Source organism: Brucella cytisi (assembly GCF_038433355.1).
In the GTDB taxonomy this organism is placed as follows: Bacteria; Pseudomonadota; Alphaproteobacteria; order Rhizobiales; family Rhizobiaceae; genus Brucella; species Brucella cytisi.
Genome location: NZ_JBCAUP010000012.1, coordinates 118591 through 139413 on the forward strand (window position 1 = coordinate 118591; position 20823 = coordinate 139413).

Genomic DNA, 20823 nt, shown 5'->3' on the forward strand with positions numbered 1-20823 from the left:
ATACACGGGTCACCCTCATATCCGATTATACCCGATTATACATTGGGCATTTTTGTTCGGGTCAGCGGTAGAAATCAGCCAAAGTCCAGAATGGACGACCCGCATTCCTTTTGTGATGGCATTTGGCAGAGGACTATCGTCCATTTAGTAAGCCATGAAAACGCACAGGAAATCCACAGACAATCCACCGCCTTTCCACAGCTTCAAGATCGCGATTGACTCTCACCCCAGATGAGAACATTTTAGAAACATCAGCGAGCGGCGCTGAAGAAATCCAGACACGTTAGGTGGCGTGTGTGTCTGCTTCACTGGAGCAGGACAATGAATGCGGTTGCGCAGGGAAATGAATACGAAGACGAAATTGAATTGGTTCTCGCCTATCACAAAGGCGATGCGCGGGCTGCGATAGAGGCGCTTTTGAAAGACAGAGACTTTCTCGTGAAGGAAATCGAGTACGCCAGTCTGGCTATGTCGGTGGGCTTTGCGCGAGGCTGGAAGCCGACGGTGTTCGTGAAATGAGCGGCAGATCACGCGGCGAGCCTCCGAAGACCCTGATCAGTCAGCAATACCCGTTTGAGGTCGTGCTGTTCTCGACCGATGAGCTGCGCATCAGGCTTTTGGAGGTGATTGCGGACGAACACCGGCTTGGCGTTTGTCGGCTGAATGGCTGCGTATATCATGAGGGCCATTACTTCTCGATTGTGAAATTCCCGGCCAAGGAAGGCCAGCAAGAGTTCATCCAGCTATACGGCGGCGTTCCCTACGACCCGACCGACAAGAAATCCAGGCCGTGGGAGACGTATTTTGATCGATGAAACCGCGACCGCCTTACCTGACCGAAATGCCGGTATCGACCCGGATCATAGACCTGTTCAAATGGCACGAGCTATACGGGTTCTGTTGCCGCTGCGGGCACATTGGATCAGTCGATAGAGAGATGATCCTGCGCAAATATGGAACACATACCTGGTTCGTCGACCTGCACCGACGCATGCGATGCCGGGCCTGCATGACAAAGGGCTATGCCCGGTTTGGAATTACGAAAATGCCGAGGGGATAATGGCCGGATACAAGAACGACAACGCACACGTTGCCAAGGCTGGAAGCCTGTTCATTCACCTCTGCGATTCAAACGGTTGCAAGGAGTGGGGAACCTTTGGCTACAGGACGACATACGGCCAGATGTGGTTCTGTCGTGCTCACAAGCAGGAAGGCGAGGATGCTCTGACCAGCAGAAAGAAATAGGTGACATTTACAGGCACCCATTCAGCCACTCTATTTCTTCCTGCATCCTAAATCGCCGTAACAGTTCCTTTCAGATGGCTTCCAACTAGCCATAGCAGAAGCTGTGGAAGCGCCGGCCAATAGTAAAGCCATAGCGATAATTACGAATTTCATATTTCCCTCCAATCAAGCCTTCCTCCTTCGGAAGGCAGGAGAACATTTGACCAAACCGGCTTGATATAAAATACGGCACCTGTCGTAGTTCAGCATGGCAGGACGAAGGAAACGTGGCTCTGGTTGAGTGTTCACCCCGCCTGGACGGGGCAAACGACGCTTATCGTATGTAGATGGATTTCCCATATCGAGGGATCGAAGGAGTAAGTATTCTCCCCGGGCCACCTGCAAGCACCGGTCGGGATGCTTTATCCTGCCTCAGTGTTTGCTTAATATTCGAAGTCGCAGGAGCAACTGCAAACGCAGTGTCCGAGCTTTAATCCGTCCCCGGACCTTTGTCAGAAATGCCTCACACTGTGTTCTTATGTTACACTCAATCCGCGTGCCAAACGTGTTCGCCGCACGTGACGGCGCGTAGCCCCGGCGTGTTGGGAGACTTGCCGGGGCTTTTTTCCACATCCCCAATCACCGCTAACAATCACAAGATCGTTCTCGCTGTTAGGAGAATTGAGCCATTTGCCAGTATTCACGGGAGATAGAGCTGTTGTACACAGTCAATGGCAAAAGGCGGGTGATACCAACCGGTGATTTTTGGATAGACGATGAATAAAACTGCAGCCTTCGCAGCATTGATGTCGGTAATGGTTTCCGCCATTCCTGCCCACGCGCAAAGCATTGAAATTGGCCCGAATGGCATTCGTCTGCTAGAACCCGAAACCGATAGACCGAGGTATCGCGACGATATCAGCGAGCGTCGTGCTGCACGCATTGCACAGCGAGAGGGCATGGACGAAATCGATAGCATCTCCCGCCGCCGAAACGTGTTCATCGTTCGCGGCGTCGATCGCGACGACGACGAAATGCGGGTGGTAGTTGATCGCCATTCCGGCGAAGTGCTGGAAGTACGCTGAAAAGGCTAATTCCATGGCCGTAACATTGCGTTTTCCACACAATATGCGCTCCAGCGAAGCGTAAGGTACGTAGATATATCCTGCGCGTAGTAACAACAGCGTTGTGAGGACCCGCGAAAGCCGCCCATTTCCGTCCTGGACGGGTGGATCGCGAGGAACTTCACAATAAACACGGCGATGTTTAGCAGAGGATGCAGGCTTTCCTCATCGATCGCCTTGAGCGTCCAGGCAACCAAAGCCTCCATTTCGCGCGGCGTATCAAAGGGGCTTGCAGTTGAGAACACAATGCCAGGCTCCCGTCCATCAACATCAAAAACGACAACGTCGTTGCGCAAGGTCCATGGCCTCGGCTTAGCCAGCGACCTCTCCTGTTCGTCGCGCGTAATGAATGACTGCATGCGTATATTCGAAAGAAGCTCTTCAACTTGAGCATCGGAAAGCTTCGCGCCTTCAATACGGGTCGCCCATATATCCGGTTCCATACCCGATTATGCATTAGGCATTTTTGTTCGGGCCATCAACACCATCGCCAAGATGGCAGGCGTCTCCCGATCATCCGTCAATCAGGCGTCGAGGCAATTGGCCAGCTTGCGCCTCATCGCCATCGACTCCGGGCGGTTCGGGGAACGGTATCGGTCATCCGCGTTCTGGCCTCTCCGCTCGGAAAATTGCTGGCCTATTGCCGGTCGCGATTGCATATATGGAAGCAGCATCGCGGTCGCAAGACCGAACTCGCCTCTCTTTTTGAAGGGGGAGTGCAAAAAATGACCAGAAAGAAGATTCTTATATTAGATCACGTTTCGGAAAGGCTTTGGGCGGCGGAAATAAACTTCGACAGAGGGATACATTGCACATTTCCCATGAGAATATCGGTATATAGAAAGACGCCGTCATTCTTGACCGCCTTGCAGCTATATGTAGCACCAAGAATGCTACATCCGATGAAAGCGAAGGCGTTCTTTAAGAGCGCCGTGAGCTCACGCGTTGAATTGCAATTAATACCCGAGGAAAGGAGGGCTGCAAGATGAGCCTGATCGATCCGGATACACGCTGGTGGCGTAAGAACCGCACACGTCGCATCGCTGCATATCTATGCATCGCACTCGGTATCGTAGCAGGTTTCGTCGGTTCCTGGGGCATGTTCGGGATGGGGATGTACGACGACGCAGTCTGGGTTCCCCAAGGGGTTGCGCTTGCTGGCATCATCACATCAATCCCCCTGATTGTCGGCGGTAGCCTGATATACGGCTTCGGTGTCGATGAGGAGGGGCCGACTTCCCGTATGGTGATATGGTCGTTGCCGGTATATTTCATTGCCAACGGCACCGGCTCGATTCTCGGCGCGTATCAGGCTTTCGGTGGCCTCGATGTTGGGCATGCGATCTTCGTGATCTTCATCGTCGGCGGGATTGTCGCCGTTCTCTTGATCGAAGTGCTGCGTCGTCGTTCGCACCTTGCATCGAGGTTGCGTGAGCGGGTTGAACGGAGCGGCGTAACTACCAGCGGGATCGTAACGCGCGCCAAGAGCTATTCGCTGAACTATCGACCCGTCACCCGAGTGACGGTGCGGTTCACCGACACGAATGGGCAACCCCGGTGGGCCAGCCAAACTGTCTCAGGAAATATCAGCAAGGGTTCGCAGCTGAAGGTTCGCTACTTGCCGGGCGAACTGAGCCGCAAAGCAGCTGTTACTGTGAGGGAACAATGACGCTACGTCGAATTGTCTGGTTAAACTGCATCATAATTCTCACAGTTGGCCTTTTCGGATTTTTTCTGATCAACCTTATTGGAACGGGGTTAGCGCAACTCCTTGGCTAATTGATTATTTATATTATTTTTTCTTCTATTGAATGGTATTTTCAGATCATAGCCGTTTATGTGTCTACGTATATAACAGTCGTGTACGAATGAATAATATCCAGTATTGGTATGTTCCAAGTTTTTGACGCCAGATTTGTTCAGCAATATCTTCTGTGGTTATTATTGATCTATCCGCAATGGCTCATCTATCGGCGCTTGACCGATTGGGCCTTGGGCATCCCACAGCTCATTGCATTGCTCTGCTGGGCAGCACTTGCATTGGCAATCGGCGGATGCGTCCTCGCCGTGCACTAGCTGATGTGGAACATCAGCTATGGTCAGGAGTCAGGATTGTTTATAAACCTATATGATGACCTGTTTTGGTCCTCACTGCGTCAATCTCTGGCCCATGGGTAGTTGGCTTGATCCTGCTTAAAACCGAACCCGACCGCGCCCCAGAATAAGGGTGGGATAGTCGCGCTCAATACCTTCTGCTTCCTTTCGGGCATCAACAGATTCTTTGTAACAGCTGTTAATCCGATGTGGATGGAAACATGAAGCCGCCAGCATCGATCGGTACGAGACGTAGCGTTTTCACGGGAGGCGGGCCTTCAACAATAGGGTAGAGGATCAGCCCCTCGGGATAACTGAAATTACTCACATAGAAGTGTTCCAGTGCATCATCCGGGGCTGTTTTTCCTTCCGACGTCTCAAGCCGGAAGCGTCCGCGATACAATATCGTCTGGTCACGGTATTCGCCCTCGAAAATGTCAGTAGCAACTCCGCGCGCACGGCAAGCCCGCGCCCAACCATAGCCGTCTACTCCCCCTACGAGAATGAGGTTCTCTCCGAGCGGTGCGTCCCACACATGTTCGACTTTCTCGATATCCCAAGGTGGAACCGAGTCCTTTCTGAAAGGATATTCCCGGACACAGCTTTGACCAACCGGCGCAGCGCTGCCCTCAGTAGGTTCGGCAGTGGTCCATGACGCAATCATCAATATAAGAATGACACTTTTTTTACACAGCATTATTTGATTGCCCTGTCGGATCCGCGTTAATCATCGGTTCCCAAGGCATCATAATAGGTCTGAAGTTGCAAGCGGTCGGGCCTTCGCCAGGGCGGGTGCAGAAATTGTAATAGTCAGGCTCAACCTGGTCGACTTCGACGCCGTGGACCAGAAATGCATTCATGAACTGCATGACAACCGATTGGGCGACCTGTGCTTTCACAGGATGCTGCGCCTCTTCTTGGCAGTGGAGAAAATTGAGGTGGGGCGGCTTTTGCTCCAGGCTCGCCAGAAGGTCGCCACATGGTTCCTCTCGCACCGCTTCATTGCCTGTTTCGGCAGGTGCGGTGAAGCTGATGCATGATGCCGAGGCAACGATTAGCGCTGCTATGATGGCATGATTCTATCCATAGAGCATAAAAAGAACATCAACAGGATTTTGCCAGACGGTTAAATGCCGGGAGTGTACAAGCCGGGCCGTGGTCACCCTGACCCGAACGTATGCCCAATAATTGTCCTGTACGTGCGACAGCTATTCCCGATCGTGAGCGACGGGTGGCGATCAGTACACGTTCGCGGATCCTGCGTTGATTTTGTATCAGGAAGTGCAATGAGGATGAGCCCCAGGCAGAGGCTTTCGGGGCGCCCCCTGGTCTGTCAAGGGGCGGCTGAAATGAACGGTCGCTTTCGGTCGTCGCAAAGGGCAACGGGATGACTGATGAAAGCGCAATTCAGCCGCGCTACATACAATTGCCATCAGTACATTGCGTGCAGTTATCAACATCCGGCGCTGACGTTCCAACAGTGAGGGCCCGACGACAGCGGTGATGATGCCCTTTTCCTCTTCCAAGGTCGGAAACATCAGTCCCTTGGCCGATTTGGGCCCTCACCAAATGAGCATTGTGTTCCGGCACGGAATATTGATTCCACTAGCGGACGAATGCTTATTCGAAGCCTTCCTTAGCAGCCCGGTCGACAATCGGAGAGCAACACAACCGGGAAATATTCACGCTCCTGTCGCGGGGAAGCAATTATCTCGTTCGAGCGTCGAGCACTAAGGGTTCGCCCGTGGATGGTGTCAATCCAATCGCTGACTTAATCTCGGCTTTCAAGGTGAAGTAGTTCTGCCGAACATCTGAGTTCATTGGACCCCCTGTGCGAAGAACGCAATTGAATGTTATTCGTTCGCTTCGCGCGAAAGCGCCTTCGTTTAGCGCAGGTTTGATGACTTCAAGAGCCCGTGCCGCCATCCGCGAAGGTCGGCTTTCGAGTTTCTCGGACTTCGTCTCAAACGGCTGGAATGAAGACGCGATGCGGCCCGGCAGCTTCCAACCTTCATAGCGACCGTTCATCGTTATCAACAACGTCTCCTAAAGCGGAAGCTAAATTTGGTGAGGCTGTCGTGAAATCTGGAATTCCTCGACAGGGGTTGTTGTCGATCTCCCTTCGAGGTATGTTTTCTTCCATGATGTTCATGTCTACATTTTTCCCCCTGATCTGAGCGACAGAGAGTCGTTCAGGCGCGGTTGCGTCACCTAGATCAAACGGCCCCGCGTAACGTGGTAGCCGAACGGAGAATGTTATAATGCCCAAAACCGAACATATCGGCCTGACTCCCAGTCAGGTCCAGAGCTTCATTGTCGACGGTTTCGTCAAGATTGAAAATGCTTTCAGCGTCGATCTTGCGAAGCAAGGCAGGGACGAATTGTGGGACGATATTGGGTTGTCCCCGGATGCGCCCGAAAAATGGAAAGAACCCGTTATCCGGGTGGGATTCAAGTCCTCGCCGCCCTTCGTCAAGGCCGCCAACACGCTGCAACTGCACAAAGCCTACGATCAGCTTGCAGGGAAGGGCCGCTGGCTTACCCCTCGGGGCCTCGGAACCTTTCCGGTCCGCTTTCCGTCATCAGAATCCCCTGGTGATGATGGCTGGCATGTGGACGTAAGCTTTGGTACCGACAATCCGGATTTCATGGAGTGGCGGGTTAACGTAAAGAGCAGCGGGCGCGCATTGCTGATGTTGTTTTTGTTTTCGGATGTCGGCCCAGACGATGCGCCGACGAAAATACGAAAAGGCTCACATGCCGTCATTGCGCGGGAACTGCTGCCCTACGGCGAAGCGGGCGCAACTCTGCGGCAGCTATCGACCGATGGCTACTTCTCGACAGAAGGTTGCGACGTGGAACTGGCGACGGGAGAGGCAGGCACTGTCTATTTGTGCCATCCATTTCTGGTCCATGCCGCACAACCTAACCGGGGAAAGCGACCGCGCTTCATGGCGCAACCGCCGCTTCTTCCAAAGGGTGAGTTTGATCCAGCCCTGCCCCCCTCACCGGTTCAACTCGCTATCCGTCAGGCATGTGGGTTGACATTCTGATCATATTTCTCCGGGGTCGTTGGGCGCGGTCCCGGAGTCTCGAGGAGATAGTCGGGGAATGCGCCGGCGCGCCAATATCACGCTGTGCCCGCATCGAAAATCCTTCAGGTTTGCTGCCCGTCCGCTTTGATCTAGAACAGGGAGAAAGTGGACGGACGAAAGGAGAATGAGTTTGGCCAGCGTGAAACAGATCTTCGTTGTGACACATACTGAGGCCACCCATCACCTCGAGAATAAGGTTGGAGGGTGGTACGACAGCGACTTAACTCCTCGCGGCTCGCAAGAGGCAGATGCCGTAGCCGAACGCCTGGCAGCCTTGATCGGTCCAGGCGAAGTCGAAATCTACAGTTCTGACCTGCGACGTGCGTCTCAGACTGCGGCAGCAATCGCCAAGCGTGTGGGCCAGCCAGCGCAGGAGACTTCAGCCTTGCGAGAAATCAGCTACGGGGTGGCAAGTGGCAAACCTCAAGAATGGCTGGTTTCACGCTATACCCCGGCGCCGGATGATAATCGGCTGGACCATGATTGCGGCATCGAAGGCGCCGAGACGCGGCGCGACGTCGCAAAGCGAGTATTTCCCTTCATCGATGAAGTGGTTGGACGCAGCTGTGAGACACAGATCATCGTGACGCACGGCTTTACGCTTAGCATGGTTGTCGCAGCATGGATGAAAATCCCCATCGACGCAGCAGGTTTCATGACTTTCCCCGCCAAATCGGGAAGTATAACCCGGCTTCGACAGGACGATTTTTTCCGTAATCGAAGTGTCATCACCGTAGGGGACACGGCCCATCTCTCCGGAGTTTAACAGTTGCAACGTATCGGCCATATCCCTGCTCTGATCTATTAGTTGGGCTCAGGCTGACGCGTCAGCTTATTTGAATTCATCGCAAAACACCAAGGAAGTGGATCGCGGCCCTGCTGCCTGAAATACATTGATGATAAGCTCAATGGCATTTGTTCGAAGAATGCCTGTGTGTCAGCTTAAATCATCGATGACAGTCCGTTACAAAAAACTACCGCGGAACCTCCCTAAATCTGCGGATGGATATAATGTTCTCACATTGTCGACACGGATATGGGTTTATCTGGTTCCGACAGCGTGCGACTTGGATGAATCGGAAATTACATTTGCAGAACGTAAAGGATGTTCGGGCAGTCATTCTGGTTCCGGCTTACGGACAACCGGCATTGACCGCAGAAACCTTACAAACAGCTATCGCGCAACAATGCGAGTTCCCGTTCGCAATTGTCGTTGTGAACGATGGCTGTCCCTCATCTGAAACCCATGAAGTCTGCCAGAGTTTTGCGTGCTGCTATCCAGGGCTGGTTTTCTATCTTCATAAAGCCAACAATGGGTTGAGCGCAGCGCGCAATACCGGACTGGAATTTGCGCTTCGGGCATTTCCTGCACTGGAGGCCGTATTCTTTCTCGACTGCGATAATCACATAGACCCATCCATGCTGCAACGGCTCGTCAGCGCATTGAGAGCCAGCGACGAGAAAACGGGCTGGATCTATACCGACGTTGATAAGTTCGGTTTTTCCAGCTTCAGCGACATGTCAGGTTCATATTCAGGCCTTGAACATTTGTTTCGCAGCTTCTGCGAAGCAGGCAGCATGGTTGCTCGCCGGATGCTGGACGCAGGTGCCCGCTTTGATGAGGCGATGCGAAAGGGCGTTGAAGACTGGGAGTTTTGGCTTCAGGGCCTGGCCCTCGGCTTTCATGGTGTTCACGTCCCGAATGCTGGTTTTCATTATCGGCGACGTGGCGAAAGCATGCTGACGGAAGCTGAACGAGATTTCGTGCAAATCCTTGATTATATTCGCAAGAAGCACTCCGCACTCTATAATGTTCAAGCGGTTCTCAAGCGAGAAATTGAAGATTGTACGCGATACGCTATTTATCACCCGGACACTGGTCAGGTCCATACGCTGAGTGCAGTTGCAAAGCCCTCCAATCCGATGCCCTTGCAGACCTATTTATGTCAACTGCTTCGCGCAGCGGAAAAACCAGATTATGGAAAATGTCCTGGTCATCTATTCGTCATTCATCAGACAACCTACGATCATTTAAAGGATCAAAAGCTGCTCAGCGGCATTCTCTGGAACATGGAATGTGCGTTACAGCAAGCAGCAAGTTCTTCCTTTACCGTCGAACTTTCGACGTCCCCACAGTTCGCAATGAATTCGATCGTGACAGACACGCGAAAAACTGATGCGATTTCCGTTCATCTCCCTACTCAGCCTCTGCATATCTGGGCGGTCGAAGTGAGTGCATTGCTTGCACAACAATTTCCAGAAGGTGGCTTTGCCTTCGGCAATCATTGGCATACCAGCAAGCAATTTGCAGCGCGGGATCATTTGCTACAGATTGGTGTGTCTCGGCAAATTGAGTTGCCGCTGATCCAGCCTGATATGCTCACTCTTTTCGTTAAAAGTCTGCAGAGAACCGCGAAGTCGCAGAAGCGCGATTTTTGGCATTCGGTTCCTTACGACCGATACAGGGCTCAAGCGACTATGCCGCGGGATTACTATCCCGAGCTATTCAGAATTCCGTCAGCCTTTCCGATTAATGGAGCTACCCGAACGATTGCTTTTGTTGTCGATCAGCCGGGGGCCGACGATGTCGCCCGGGCATCCGAACTGGCAAGATCTTCAGCACAACACGGGTTAATCCCGCACCTGATTTGCTTTGGTTCGATGCTCACTGCCGATCCAGCAGATCTGAGTGAATTTGCAGAGATCGTAACATTGCCGATGCTGTCTCTGGACAATTCAATCAGCATGCGGAACACCCAAAACTACATGGGCAGCGCGCTTCCACAACTCGACGGGCGCGACAGGCAGATCGCATTGGGTACGTTGGCGGCTTATTCCACGGTCGTATCGGTCAGAAGCAGTGTTCTGCATCTCATCGCAGGCGCATTGCGCAAGTTGCGTGTAAAAACCTTCGCCGTCATCGAGAGTAAAGAGGATGGCGCAAGCAACTCGGTAATTGGTTGTTCGGCCTTTGAACAGGCATATGATGCGATTTTCCCCGCATCGGAGGAAATCCAGCAGTTGTGCAATAGTGTTGGCTATCCTGCGGGCAAGCTCAAGCGGTGGCAAGACTACTTCCCTACCAATACAACGCCGATAATCGACCATCCAGAAGAGACGGATAAAGTTTACGCATGATCGAAGTTGCCGCTGATATGCTGCTGTCCCTTTTCACGGGCGGCCCGAAAATTCTGGTCCTTAGATCCGAAAGAGCCGATGCCGAGAACCCATGTCCAGAGTTACCCGTCGAGTGGATAGAGACGACGGCTTTCAATGGTGGTGAGAGATTTCTCATTGGTAAGAGCAGCAGCGAGACGCGGCCTCTGGACGTGCCGCCAAGCAATGTTCTGGCGATATGGAGTCCCGAAGGCGATATTTGCACAGCGGTGCTGGAAACCTGGTGGGCACATGCGTCGGGTTCAGCCGATCTTCCTGTGATCTTGAGAGGTGACACCGAACGGCTTGTTGAAGCAGTTGCGATCAAGGCTCTTCACGAGAATATGCGGCTCATACACTTGAACCAGAAGCTTCTGGAAGATCTGGCCACATTCAGACAAGGGCTCGCGCATCACGCCAGGATTCCACCTGAGCTGGAAGCGCTCGTTAATAACCTTAGAAAGGCCCCACCCCAGCTTGTTTATGAAACCCCTGTTGACGGTTCATCGAACGGTACGATCAACGGAGCGTTGTCACAGCCGCTATTTGTTGGCGCGCGGGGTTTTCTTGGCCTGGATCTGCGGATTGAAAAGCCGGGGACGGGAACAGGCCACCTGCTCGTTATATTGAGGGTGCCTTCATCTGAACTGGAACTGGCCAGATGGAAGATACCGTTTGACGAGACACTCTCCGGCTGGTTTGCGCTTCGCCTGGGGAAAGTTCTATCCCGTATGGATTCCACACTTGAAGTTCTGGTCCTGGCTGAAGGTGAAGGTGTGCCCCCGCAACTCTCCACAACATCATCGGTGCTGATGCCTGAATTCGCCTTTCACAGTGCTGACCGGGGGAATCCGGACAGTCAGATGCTTGAAATGCGAATTTGGGGCGGCTACCCGGGGCTCAGTTACAATCCGCCCGGCACTGTTGCGGGTTCACATGCAAAGATGAAGATCGCAGATTATTTGATCAGCAAGGCACAGACCACACGTTCGCTAAGCTGGGCATACCCATATTTCGGATATACTGACGGCGGGCGGTTTCTCTTGCGCCCACTCAAGCAAAACCCTGCGTCAGCAGCCAGGCTTAAATTGCCGTCATTTCCGGGCTTTTCCGGTGTTTCATGCACAGCCAGGATAGATGATGGCTTGTGCCAGACCAAACTGCTTGTTCGCGCTGCACTCAGCTATCCCGGACAGAAGGTTGACGACGTCGAAAGCGGAGAAGGCGCTTTGGCGACCACTGACTGGATTGAACTAACGGAGCCACTGAAGGAGTTCGAACTCAAGATGTCGCTTTCCCTGCCGATTAGCGAGCCGTTGGAACTCCATCTCTTCTCTCGGTTGCCCACCGGAGGCAAACTCGACCATGGCAAGGTTATGTTCGGCGATTTCGAAGCAATTCTTGACGAGCGCGCGCCATTCTCTCGCCCTCCTTATCTGCCAACCGTCCAAAGTGCTTCCTGATATCAAGAATATCTACCGGGAAATCAGTCCAAAAGACTGATTTCCTTCCCGTTCCGATACGACCAACGCGCAAAGCGAATAGTTAAAGCGGATGTGGTGTTTCGATCATGTCTGGAATCTCTTTGGGAGTTTCATTAAAGACCTGTGCAGCACTGAAGCTTTTTCTCCAGGAAATATAGCGATTGATACCATCCGCCAACGAAATGCGCGGATGCCAGTGGAGATGTGTTCGCGCCCGGGAAATATCGAGGACATTTCGCGGAACGTCAAAAGACCTCTTCGGCATGAAGGATTTTTGGAACGGGGGAAAATGCCGCCCGATCTGTGCACATAGATCGTTGAGGCTCGTCCCCTCCCCTGAACCGATGTTGAATATAGTCTGCGGACCGGAATAGTCGATTGCTTTCACGATCGCTTCCACGACATCGTCAATGAAAAGATAGTCGCGAACTGTGCTTCCATCGCCCCAGATTTCAAGCGGCGCACCTTGTAAAATGCGTTCCACAAATACCGCAATTGCACCTTGAGTGCCCTTTTCAGCCTGTCCGGGCCCGAAAGGGTTTGCCAAACGCAGCGTGATTGAAGGCAAATCATGCAGTCGGTGAAACAGCTGAAGATACTTTTCCGCTGCCAGCTTAGTGATGCCATAGGCTGAAATCGGATCTGTCGGATGATCCTCGCTGATCGATTGCGCAGTTGTCTGACCATAGACAGTTCCGCCAGAGGAAATATAGACCAGCTTCTTCAACCGGTGCCGTCTGGCGATCTCCAGGAGCTTTACTGTTCCGGCAAGGTTGATCTGAATATCAGTAATCTTGTTCTCGATGGAAACAGATGGGACCATCGACCCTGCGAGATGAATACAAGCACTGCTATCCGGCATAAACTGATCAAGCAAGGCTTCATCGTAAAAGTTGCCCTGGACGATCACAAGCCGGTTTCGGCTGAGCCTATCAGAAAATTTACTTCTAATTTTTGTGACGGGCGAACGATTTATGATTGTGACAGCATGACCTTCAGATAGAAGCCGCCTCACAAGATGGGATCCTATGAATCCCGCTCCACCAAGCACAAGATAGTGTTTCTCGTCGCACATCGTGCTCCCTCACCAAGTGAATCCCCGCCAATAATGAACCATGCCACTATTTTCTTGTGCTCAATGTGATGAGTCAGCACCAATTCTGGATCGAGCGGTCATTTTTTATAACCGCTGGCAATAAATCCAACCAGGCCGCACGCTCAGAACCGCGGAGCCAAAGTCGCATCGATCCCCGTTGGACCATAGCCAGGAAGTATTCGGCGAGCATGCCGTAGGGTGTGGCAACCCTGCGAAAGCGCCTGAGCTACGAGAAGAAGCGCTCGATCACACGCCACTCAAGGTCGGTTAAATCGTATTGGCTTGTGATTGCCTTGAATCACCGATCCACGGCATTTAAAAGGACTTTGTCGCTCCGCCGGGATCAAAGGGCTACGTCAATGCTTCATCTCTCTACAGTGGAGGACATTTTCGAATTATCGGGTCGGAGCTCCATTATCGTCGCGCCCGGCATCCCAAGGCACGGGGAGCACAATTGGAAGGTCAAGGTAGGTGATCCTGTCGTGTTGGAAGCGCCTGATGGAACCATCCATCACACCGTTATCGGCTGTGTTGAGATGCTCTCACCGCCCCACCCTGACTTCATTCCGGTCATGTTAGGGCCGGGTGTCTCGAAGCAGATGGTTCCGATCGGCACGAAAATCTGGGTGAACGAAACCGCCAAGCTCTGAACTCTTCATGGGTTCACGACCTGGAACCAGTAACCTGCCCGTAAATAGCTTTATCGACCGGCACGCAGTGCACAGTATCTTGTGTCCAGCAATATCCAACGCTCATCAATTCACAGGCTGCAGTCAGGTCTACGGAGAATGCTGGACCGGCTGTGTTCAACAGAATCGAAACAAACCTTCCGCAGACGATGATCGGGGAGGATTTCGCCTTCATGCCTGAAGACCGGTCCGGTTGCTACGACTGGTTCAGCAACGGACCTGATGGCAATGGCCGCATCCTTCATAGCGCCTGGTTTGATTTCAACGACGAAGTGCTGCAGCCGTTTGGCGCCTCCTGTTTTGCATCATCGGTGGAGGTAAGAAGGAACCAGTATTTTATGCGAGCTCGATTTCAAGGGACGAAGCACACGTCTTTATCCCGTTTTCCAATCCCGGCGCTTGGACAAAATCAGATCCGCTCCTGCCCCGGGGCCAACACCAATGCCATGTCGTCAGGAAAACCCGACAACAGAGTGGTGAATGTAGTTGATCTCAAGAGTTCGTATTTGGGCAGCTGTGAGCCTGATGGTCAGCGCAGCTACAGCGTCGTCCAGGTGCTGCAACCTGATCGCCCCGCGTCGAGAGCCTCGTTGGACTAAACGTTTTTCGCAGGCTGATACACCATTTACAAATCTCCATTTCCGCTTGCTGGCCAAGCCTATCATTCCTCGCGGTCATTTCCAGCTAATTTGCTGTCGCTTTGTGAGATTGTCCTCCTGTTTTCTTTTTTGCCGTCAAAGAGTTTCCCCAAACCAGATCCACCGAAAGCGGCCATAAGGGAGCTTGGGTCACTGCATTTACCCTAAGGAGATTGTTTTCTGGGCGAGGCGAAAATCCCGCAGCCCTTCCGCCGCTGAACGCAAGATACGACGATGCACGATAAAATCATTTTACAGTTGAACGCTCATCAAGCATAAGTATTGTATGATTTCTTCAATCATAATCGATCACACAGACTAGCGCCGGGCACGAAAAGAAAATGAAAAAATTCTGCACTGTTTTCGCAATTGCACTTGCGTTGTCTTCCGGCGCCAGTGCTGAAAGAAAACCGACAATTCTGGATCTTGCTGAACAGGGCTATGAAATCAAAACGGCGACGGGCAACTATGTATTCCTGCAGAATGAGGAGAAAATCTATATGTGCTCATTTCTGCAAGTGAGCGAATATAATGTTGCCTCCGGCGAGATCGATGCCATCAAGTTCGATTGCGCCCCGGTGGTCAAATGAATTCAACATCTGGATCACTGTTGACCGTTACCGCTCTGGTTCCCACCAGAATAATCAGGTCGGATATATGATAATGAAGATTGTGATTTATATCCTCGCTGTGGTTCAGATCGCGATCGGACTATTGTTTATCGTTGAAGCGCCATCAACCCAACGATTGATGCTTGGAACAATATCTTTTGGGCTCGGATCGATCTGTCTTGGGATTGCTGTGATTATCGGTCAACTGGACGCCATTCGTTTCAATCGAAGCTAGTCAATGAGAAGGGCCTTTGAACGAAATCCACACCTCGTGTGAAGCTACTTCAGTTCAACTGCTCCCGTTTGCGTCATGCCACCGGCATTGTAGCCGCCATCGACGAAGATCGTTTCCCCGTTGATATAAGCTGCTGCTGGGCTGGCGAGGAATGCGACAGCCTCGGCGATGTCGCGCGGTTGACCAAAGCGCCTGCAAGGTATCATGCCCATCACCTGCGTCCAGGTTTTCTCGTTATACGTATCCCTCGTCATCGGCGTTTCGATCACGCCCGGGGCAATAGCGTTGCATGTCACGCCGCAGGCTCCCGCCTCCAGCGCAAACTGGCGTGTCAGACCCATGATCGCTGCCTTCGACGTACCGTATGCGACGCGACCGGCCCCGGCCCTTTGACCCGACACTGAGGACAGGTTTACGATGCGCCCGTATCCACGCTGCATCATCGTCCGGGCGGCGCGCTGGCTGGCCATGAAAGTACCGGTCACATTCACTTTCATTACTCGAGCGAATGCATCCGACGGAAGGTCAAGCAATGGAGCCAGCACGATCAGTCCGGCGCTGTTAACAAGTACGTCAACAGGCAATTCCGACGCCTCAAGTGAAGTGAATACTGCGTCGATCATGTCTTCATCGGTGACATCCAGATGTTTCGGGAAGGCATTGCCACCAAGCCGGTTAATCTCGGAAGCAACCTGATCAGCGGCCCCGCTGTTTATATCGGCAACAATCACCGCGGCGCCGCGGGCGGCCAGAAGCAGCGCTGTGGCCTTCCCTATCCCTGAGCCACCGCCCGTGACCAATGCTGTTCCGATTTCCCCTCTATCTGTTGTTTCCTTCATATCATTTTCCCATCATTGAATCTGGAAGCCATGTGACAATCACCGGGAACAGGAAGATCAGCACAACAGTAAAAAACTCCATCAGTACGAAACGCATCGATCCACGAAACACGTCCGACAGAGGCGTCTGCCGGTCGATCCCAGCGATGACAAAGCAGTTCAGGCCGACAGGGGGTGTAATCAGTCCAATTTCGCACATCTTTACACACAGGATGCCAAACCATATCGGATCAAAGCCGAGACCAATTACGGTGGGAAACATGATTGGAAGGGTGATAACCATCATTGAAAAGGCATCGAGGAACATGCCCATCGGGATATAGAGCAAAAGCAGAACCGCCACCACCAGGTGTGGGGGAATGCCACTTTCCGTAATTGCCTGCGCCAGGATCTGCGGGATCTGGATCAAGGTCAGAAAATAGCTGAAAATCCCGGCACCGATCATTGTGAAGAGGATCATCACCGTCGTTGTGGTTGTCGAGCGGAAGCTTTCCAGCAGTCCAATGCGTATATTCCCGCGTCCCTCGCGGCTACACAAAAGCATCAGCAAAGCGACGAATGCGCCGATTGCGCCAGCCTCCGTCGGTGTCACGAGACCCAGATAGATGCCTCCGATTACGACCGCAAACAGCACCACGATCTGCCAGGCAGTCAGCGTCACGCGCATCCGCTCGCCCCAGGATGCCTTCGCCGTGCGCGCCGCACGGTTTTGAGCAGAACGCCCCCACATGCCGACGCCGATCATAAAAACCACAGTCGTCAGGATGCCTGGCACGAAACCGGCGATGAGCATTTTCCCGGCAGAAACCTCAGTCAATGCGGCATAAAAGATCAGAAGGACAGAGGGCGGGATCAAGACACCAAGTACGCCACCCGCTGCGACCGAACCTGTGGCCAGTCGCGGATCATAGCCAGCCTTCTTCATTTCAGGAATTGCCACGGCCCCTACAGTCGCAGCCGTCGCCACCGACGAACCGGAGGTGGCCGCGAAACCGGCGGATGTCAGGATTCCGGCCATAGCAAGGCCACCCGGCAGATGTCCCACCCATTTGCTGGCAACAGCAAACAGCCGCTTTCCTACCTGGGCATGATGGGCAAACGAGCCCATCAGAATAAACAGGGGGATGACGGTCATCGCATAGTTTGCGGTGTTACTGAAGGAGAAGGTCTTCAGACGGTTCATGAGGAAGGCAAAGTCCTCGACCATGACGATACCGAAAGCCCCAGACAGGGCGAGCGCCGCAAATACCGGCGTGCCAAGCGCAAGAAACACAAAAATCAGCGCAAGTGCAATTATCGTAATTAAAGTGATGTCCATGAAAACCTCGCGGGTGGACCTTTGTAACGACCGGCGCGAATACCGCGCCGCGTTGCATTGTTAATGCGCGACGCTGTTGGTATGCGTCTGGTTCTGCCGGGCACCCGACGCGACAAGCAGCGCATGAACAAGCGCCTGAATCGCAGCGAACCAGAGACCAGCCGCAACCGCTATTTTCGCCCACCAGATTGGCATCTGGACGGCGCCCCAGCGGAACTCCCGGATCGATAACGAGTAGGCTGCCTCAACGGATGACGGCCAGGCTAGCATGGCAAACGTCAGCGCCGCGAAAAACCAGGATATCCCCGTAGCGATCCGTGACCATTCATGCGGCAGTCTGTCGGTAAGCATTGTCACACGGATATGGGCGTCATCAATCAGCGTGAGCCCCAGTCCCATAAACACCACCATGACCATTGACAGTTCTGACATTTCGAACAGCCCTGGCACGGCACGGCCCATCAAGGCGCGCGCAACAACGTCGATCGTGATCGCCAGCATCATAAAGCCGAGAAACAGGAGGGCGATCCAACCGGTTACCCTGGCTATGCAGTTAAGAATGCGATTGAACCCAACCATCACGAGCTCATTTCGCTGCCACAATTTCTTCGGGACGCTTCATCTTTCCCGCCGCGGCATGCTTCTGGATCGCTGCATCGATAAGGCGCTGCATCTCAGAACCGTCGATCCCGGCCGGTTTGGCGACGGTTTCCACCCAGGCTTCAACTTCAGCCGGCTGCACGATGGCCCGCGCCTTCGCCTTTTCCTGATCGCTGAGCGCACTCAACTTCACACCTTCCGCAACAGCCTTGGCGGTATAGTCCTCCAGCACCTTTTCGTAGAGTTGCAGGAACTTGCCGTCATAGAGTTCATTGGCGAGATCGGTACAAATCTGCTTGTGTTCATCGGGCATCCCCTGCCAGACGTCGATGTTCATTACCGTCGCCGCCGGACCATGCGGGCCATCTCCAATATCGTAGAAATTGGGGGCGATTTCATGCAGCTTGTAGGCGATGGCGGTCACGAAATCGAAGCCATAGACACCGTCGAGAACGCCACGTTCAAGAGCCTGATAGACTTCCCCGGCAGCCATGGGAACCGCAACTCCGCCCAAGCGTTCGATTACATCTGTCGCAATGCCGTAACCGCGAATCTTTTTGCCCTTGATATCCTCGATAGAGGTAACAGGCTGCCGCATCACCAAGGGGGCATAGTTCCAGTTCGTCCAGTAAAGTACCTTTGAGCGATGGCGCTGCTCCCATTCCTGTCGAAGCGGTTCGAACTGGTCATAGACATCGCGGCAGACAAGCTGCAGTGCATCGGCGCGATCCATACGGAAATACCATTCAAGGCCGCGCGTTACCGGCAGTTCGGCCTGGTAATAGCCAGGCGAGATCAAGGTAATCTCCGACGTGCCGTCGCGCACCGCCGCCAGATGCTCGCCAACCTTGTTGAGGCTGCCTGCCCAAAACCTGCGGACAGAAATTTCTCCATTGCTGCGTTTTTCGAGCTCTTCAAGAAACCATCGGTCGATCCATGACGGACCAGCGCTCTCGGTGACATAGCTGTCGAACTTCATCGACCCTTTGGCCGCCGCCAGATTTGGTAACGAGCCGATCAATCCGAGACCGGCGAGAGTACCCGAAGCCTTTAGAAAATCACGTCTTTTCATGTCTTGTTCCTCCTCCTCGATAAGTTTTTTCGCCCTGGACGGCTGGATCTAGCCGCCCGGGGCAAGTTTGCGCAGTTCGGTTTTGAGAATTTTCCCATAGCTGTTTTTTGGCAGATCACCGGCAAAGACGTAATGCTTGGGTCGTTTGAATGCCGCCATAAACTGGCGGCACCAATGGTCCAGTTGGCTTACCGTCGCTGTCTGCCCGGGTTCCAGAACCACATGAGCCGTAACGTTTTCGCCCCATTCGGAGTCGGGGACGCCGATCACTGCCACCTCAAAAACCGCGGGGTGCTGAAGAAGCACCTCCTCCACTTCGCGCGGATAAATATTGGTGCCACCAGAAATGATGACGTCTTTCGACCGGTCGGTAAGATAGAGAAAGCCATCCTGGTCCAGATGTCCCAGATCACCAGTGCGCAGCCACCCACCGGCGAGCGTTCTGGCGCTGGCTTCCGGATCCTCCCAGTAACCCTTCATGACACTTGGCCCGCGTACAACGATTTCTCCTGTACAGCCAATTGGGCAGACCTTGTCATCCTTGTCCCTGATCTGAACCTCGACGCTTGCCTGCGCGACACCGACGGACGCGCGCCGCGTGCGCCAGGCAGGGTGTGTCTCGTCGGCGACCAGTTCCCGGGAGAGCGCGGTTATAGTCATTGGGCTTTCGCCTTGCCCGTAAATCTGAACAAACCTTGATCCGAACAACGAGACTGCCTCATCGATATCGTTCGCATACATCGGTCCTCCCCCATAGATGATCGAACGAATGCCCTCGCCCTTATATCCAAGCGCTCCAGCAGCGGCTATCAGCCGTTTGACCATAGTGGGAGCAGCAAAGAAGACGAGGTTTCCCCGCGTCCGCGCCAGATTAATGATCTCCCCCGGGTCGAATCCGCGTGACACGGGTACGAGGTGAGCACCTGCCACACGCAGTACCGCAAACATATAAAGTCCAGCACCATGCGAGATCGGCGCGGCGTAAAGCATTACGTCGTCGCCGCACGGCGGTACCACATCCATGGCATAGCAAAGCGCCATCTCGCGCAGATTGCCGTGGCTCAGCATCACCCCCTTTGGGCGCCCTGTGGTACCGGAAGTGTAAAACAGCCATGCGAGATCGGCTTCGTTGACTTCTACCGGTGGCGTGATCTCGAATTCGTTCGAGCAGTCTTCGTCAATCGCGGCTTCAGTGATCCCTGGGCGTCCTTCGAAAGTGCGCCCGTTATCAGTATAGACGAGTGTCGCGCGGGAGTTCTCCAGAATCCATTCAACCTCAATCGGATGCAATTTGGAGTTGACCGGCACAGCAACCGCTCCAATCCACCAGCAGGCGTGCATGATTTCTATGTATTCGGGACTGTTTTTGGCGAAGATGGCCACGCGGTCTCCGCGGCCTACCTTATGGTGCGTCGTCAGATGCCGGGCGCGGCAACATATGGCACGCAGCAGCCCGCCGTAATTGTGAATCTCGTCAATGCCCAGCAGGATAGCCGGTTTGCCGGGCCAGTTCAGAGCAGACTGGTATAGCCAGTTCGCGATATTCAT

The 20823-nt window shown here is 53.4% G+C and carries 20 protein-coding genes and 1 pseudogene; 12 read left to right on the forward strand and 9 right to left on the reverse strand.

Translation table 11 applies throughout. The features are described from left to right. Positions 1 to 321 precede the first annotated feature (321 nt). From AAE521_RS13320 to AAE521_RS13330, 3 genes are all read left to right on the forward strand, one after another. A complete protein-coding gene (locus AAE521_RS13320; RefSeq protein WP_342061549.1) occupies positions 322 to 519 on the forward strand; it encodes a hypothetical protein in 198 nt (65 codons plus the stop codon). Then, the gene (locus AAE521_RS13325) at positions 516 to 815 is read left to right on the forward strand and encodes a hypothetical protein (RefSeq protein WP_342061550.1); all 300 of its coding nucleotides are present in this window, start codon (positions 516 to 518) and stop codon (positions 813 to 815) included. Before AAE521_RS13320 ends, AAE521_RS13325 begins: the two co-directional genes overlap by 4 nt. 1185 nt (positions 816 to 2000) lie before the next feature. Beyond that, positions 2001 to 2309, forward strand: coding sequence for a hypothetical protein (locus tag AAE521_RS13330; RefSeq protein WP_071632996.1), 309 nt, complete (start codon positions 2001 to 2003; stop codon positions 2307 to 2309). 5 nt (positions 2310 to 2314) lie between these two features. Here AAE521_RS13330 and AAE521_RS13335 read toward each other — a convergent pair whose 3' ends face one another. Then, complete coding sequence (locus tag AAE521_RS13335; protein ID WP_342061551.1) at positions 2315 to 2791, reverse strand: Fic family protein; 477 nt, start codon at positions 2789 to 2791, stop codon at positions 2315 to 2317. Between the two features lie 542 nt (positions 2792 to 3333). Between AAE521_RS13335 and AAE521_RS13340 the strand changes: the two genes are divergently transcribed. After that, positions 3334 to 4017: a hypothetical protein gene (locus tag AAE521_RS13340; RefSeq protein WP_342061552.1), complete on the forward strand. Its 684-nt coding sequence runs from the start codon at positions 3334 to 3336 to the stop codon at positions 4015 to 4017. Between the two features lie 624 nt (positions 4018 to 4641). On the opposite strand, the gene AAE521_RS13345 is transcribed toward AAE521_RS13340, so the two are convergent. Continuing rightward, on the reverse strand, positions 4642 to 5139 hold the full coding sequence (locus AAE521_RS13345; protein WP_071633000.1) for a hypothetical protein: 498 nt from the start codon (positions 5137 to 5139) through the stop codon (positions 4642 to 4644). A gap of 1564 nt (positions 5140 to 6703) precedes the next feature. Here AAE521_RS13345 and AAE521_RS13350 point away from each other — a divergent pair. The 4 genes from AAE521_RS13350 to AAE521_RS13365 all read left to right on the forward strand — a co-directional run bounded on the left by AAE521_RS13350 (position 6704) and on the right by AAE521_RS13365 (position 12156). Beyond that, a complete protein-coding gene (locus tag AAE521_RS13350) occupies positions 6704 to 7495 on the forward strand; it encodes a phytanoyl-CoA dioxygenase family protein (protein WP_071633003.1) in 792 nt (263 codons plus the stop codon). Between the two features lie 166 nt (positions 7496 to 7661). Then, the gene (locus AAE521_RS13355; protein ID WP_235817690.1) at positions 7662 to 8303 is read left to right on the forward strand and encodes a histidine phosphatase family protein; all 642 of its coding nucleotides are present in this window, start codon (positions 7662 to 7664) and stop codon (positions 8301 to 8303) included. 323 nt (positions 8304 to 8626) lie between these two features. Then, on the forward strand, positions 8627 to 10675 hold the full coding sequence (locus AAE521_RS13360) for a glycosyltransferase (RefSeq protein ID WP_342061553.1): 2049 nt from the start codon (positions 8627 to 8629) through the stop codon (positions 10673 to 10675). Beyond that, entirely contained in the window at positions 10672 to 12156 is a 1485-nt protein-coding gene (locus tag AAE521_RS13365; protein WP_342061554.1) for a DUF6212 domain-containing protein, read from the forward strand. Before AAE521_RS13360 ends, AAE521_RS13365 begins: the two co-directional genes overlap by 4 nt. A gap of 82 nt (positions 12157 to 12238) precedes the next feature. Here the strand turns inward: AAE521_RS13365 and AAE521_RS13370 are convergent, their stop codons facing one another. Together AAE521_RS13370 and AAE521_RS13375 are read right to left on the reverse strand one after the other, a co-directional pair. Then, on the reverse strand, positions 12239 to 13252 hold the full coding sequence (locus tag AAE521_RS13370; protein WP_342061555.1) for an NAD-dependent epimerase/dehydratase family protein: 1014 nt from the start codon (positions 13250 to 13252) through the stop codon (positions 12239 to 12241). Between the two features lie 133 nt (positions 13253 to 13385). Continuing rightward, a pseudogene (locus AAE521_RS13375) lies at positions 13386 to 13532 on the reverse strand (IS5/IS1182 family transposase); the annotation flags it as partial. A 100-nt stretch (positions 13533 to 13632) separates the two neighbouring features. On the opposite strand from AAE521_RS13375, the gene AAE521_RS13380 reads away from it, so the two are divergent. The 4 genes from AAE521_RS13380 (at position 13633) to AAE521_RS13395 (ending at position 15446) form a co-directional block, all read left to right on the forward strand. Further along, complete coding sequence (locus tag AAE521_RS13380) at positions 13633 to 13923, forward strand: hypothetical protein (protein WP_071634447.1); 291 nt, start codon at positions 13633 to 13635, stop codon at positions 13921 to 13923. A 152-nt stretch (positions 13924 to 14075) separates the two neighbouring features. After that, entirely contained in the window at positions 14076 to 14561 is a 486-nt protein-coding gene (locus AAE521_RS13385; protein WP_342061556.1) for a hypothetical protein, read from the forward strand. 380 nt (positions 14562 to 14941) lie between these two features. Beyond that, entirely contained in the window at positions 14942 to 15190 is a 249-nt protein-coding gene (locus AAE521_RS13390) for a hypothetical protein (protein WP_342061557.1), read from the forward strand. Positions 15191 to 15263: 73 nt separating this feature from the next. Continuing rightward, entirely contained in the window at positions 15264 to 15446 is a 183-nt protein-coding gene (locus AAE521_RS13395) for a hypothetical protein (protein ID WP_071634450.1), read from the forward strand. Between the two features lie 44 nt (positions 15447 to 15490). Here AAE521_RS13395 and AAE521_RS13400 read toward each other — a convergent pair whose 3' ends face one another. From AAE521_RS13400 to AAE521_RS13420, 5 genes are read right to left on the reverse strand one after another with little or no spacing between them, the layout of a single operon-like run. After that, a complete protein-coding gene (locus AAE521_RS13400) occupies positions 15491 to 16285 on the reverse strand; it encodes an SDR family NAD(P)-dependent oxidoreductase (RefSeq protein ID WP_342061558.1) in 795 nt (264 codons plus the stop codon). A 1-nt stretch (position 16286) separates the two neighbouring features. Further along, the gene (locus tag AAE521_RS13405; protein WP_342061559.1) at positions 16287 to 17603 is read right to left on the reverse strand and encodes a TRAP transporter large permease; all 1317 of its coding nucleotides are present in this window, start codon (positions 17601 to 17603) and stop codon (positions 16287 to 16289) included. A gap of 60 nt (positions 17604 to 17663) precedes the next feature. Then, positions 17664 to 18182, reverse strand: coding sequence for a TRAP transporter small permease subunit (locus AAE521_RS13410; RefSeq protein ID WP_342061560.1), 519 nt, complete (start codon positions 18180 to 18182; stop codon positions 17664 to 17666). Positions 18183 to 18189: 7 nt separating this feature from the next. Then, positions 18190 to 19275: a C4-dicarboxylate TRAP transporter substrate-binding protein gene (locus AAE521_RS13415; protein ID WP_342061561.1), complete on the reverse strand. Its 1086-nt coding sequence runs from the start codon at positions 19273 to 19275 to the stop codon at positions 18190 to 18192. A 48-nt stretch (positions 19276 to 19323) separates the two neighbouring features. Then, positions 19324 to 20823 (reverse strand): class I adenylate-forming enzyme family protein, encoded by a 1500-nt coding sequence (locus AAE521_RS13420; protein WP_342061562.1) that lies wholly within the window; start codon positions 20821 to 20823, stop codon positions 19324 to 19326.

Bases quoted from the DNA above. Each gene is read 5' to 3' on its own strand.
- AAE521_RS13420 (WP_342061562.1), bottom strand. From the start codon at position 20,823: ATGAATATCGCGAACTGGCTATACCAGTCTGCTCTGAACTGGCCCGGC.
- AAE521_RS13410 (WP_342061560.1), bottom strand. From the start codon at position 18,182: ATGGTTGGGTTCAATCGCATTCTTAACTGCATAGCCAGGGTAACCGGT.
- AAE521_RS13415 (WP_342061561.1), bottom strand. From the start codon at position 19,275: ATGAAAAGACGTGATTTTCTAAAGGCTTCGGGTACTCTCGCCGGTCTC.
- AAE521_RS13400 (WP_342061558.1), bottom strand. From the start codon at position 16,285: ATGAAGGAAACAACAGATAGAGGGGAAATCGGAACAGCATTGGTCACG.
- AAE521_RS13330 (WP_071632996.1), top strand. From the start codon at position 2,001: ATGAATAAAACTGCAGCCTTCGCAGCATTGATGTCGGTAATGGTTTCC.
- AAE521_RS13345 (WP_071633000.1), bottom strand. From the start codon at position 5,139: ATGCTGTGTAAAAAAAGTGTCATTCTTATATTGATGATTGCGTCATGG.
- AAE521_RS13365 (WP_342061554.1), top strand. From the start codon at position 10,672: ATGATCGAAGTTGCCGCTGATATGCTGCTGTCCCTTTTCACGGGCGGC.
- AAE521_RS13390 (WP_342061557.1), top strand. From the start codon at position 14,942: ATGAAAAAATTCTGCACTGTTTTCGCAATTGCACTTGCGTTGTCTTCC.
- AAE521_RS13325 (WP_342061550.1), top strand. From the start codon at position 516: ATGAGCGGCAGATCACGCGGCGAGCCTCCGAAGACCCTGATCAGTCAG.
- AAE521_RS13370 (WP_342061555.1), bottom strand. From the start codon at position 13,252: ATGTGCGACGAGAAACACTATCTTGTGCTTGGTGGAGCGGGATTCATA.
- AAE521_RS13405 (WP_342061559.1), bottom strand. From the start codon at position 17,603: ATGGACATCACTTTAATTACGATAATTGCACTTGCGCTGATTTTTGTG.
- AAE521_RS13395 (WP_071634450.1), top strand. From the start codon at position 15,264: ATGAAGATTGTGATTTATATCCTCGCTGTGGTTCAGATCGCGATCGGA.
- AAE521_RS13340 (WP_342061552.1), top strand. From the start codon at position 3,334: ATGAGCCTGATCGATCCGGATACACGCTGGTGGCGTAAGAACCGCACA.
- AAE521_RS13335 (WP_342061551.1), bottom strand. From the start codon at position 2,791: ATGGAACCGGATATATGGGCGACCCGTATTGAAGGCGCGAAGCTTTCC.
- AAE521_RS13380 (WP_071634447.1), top strand. From the start codon at position 13,633: ATGCTTCATCTCTCTACAGTGGAGGACATTTTCGAATTATCGGGTCGG.
- AAE521_RS13350 (WP_071633003.1), top strand. From the start codon at position 6,704: ATGCCCAAAACCGAACATATCGGCCTGACTCCCAGTCAGGTCCAGAGC.
- AAE521_RS13320 (WP_342061549.1), top strand. From the start codon at position 322: ATGAATGCGGTTGCGCAGGGAAATGAATACGAAGACGAAATTGAATTG.
- AAE521_RS13355 (WP_235817690.1), top strand. From the start codon at position 7,662: ATGAGTTTGGCCAGCGTGAAACAGATCTTCGTTGTGACACATACTGAG.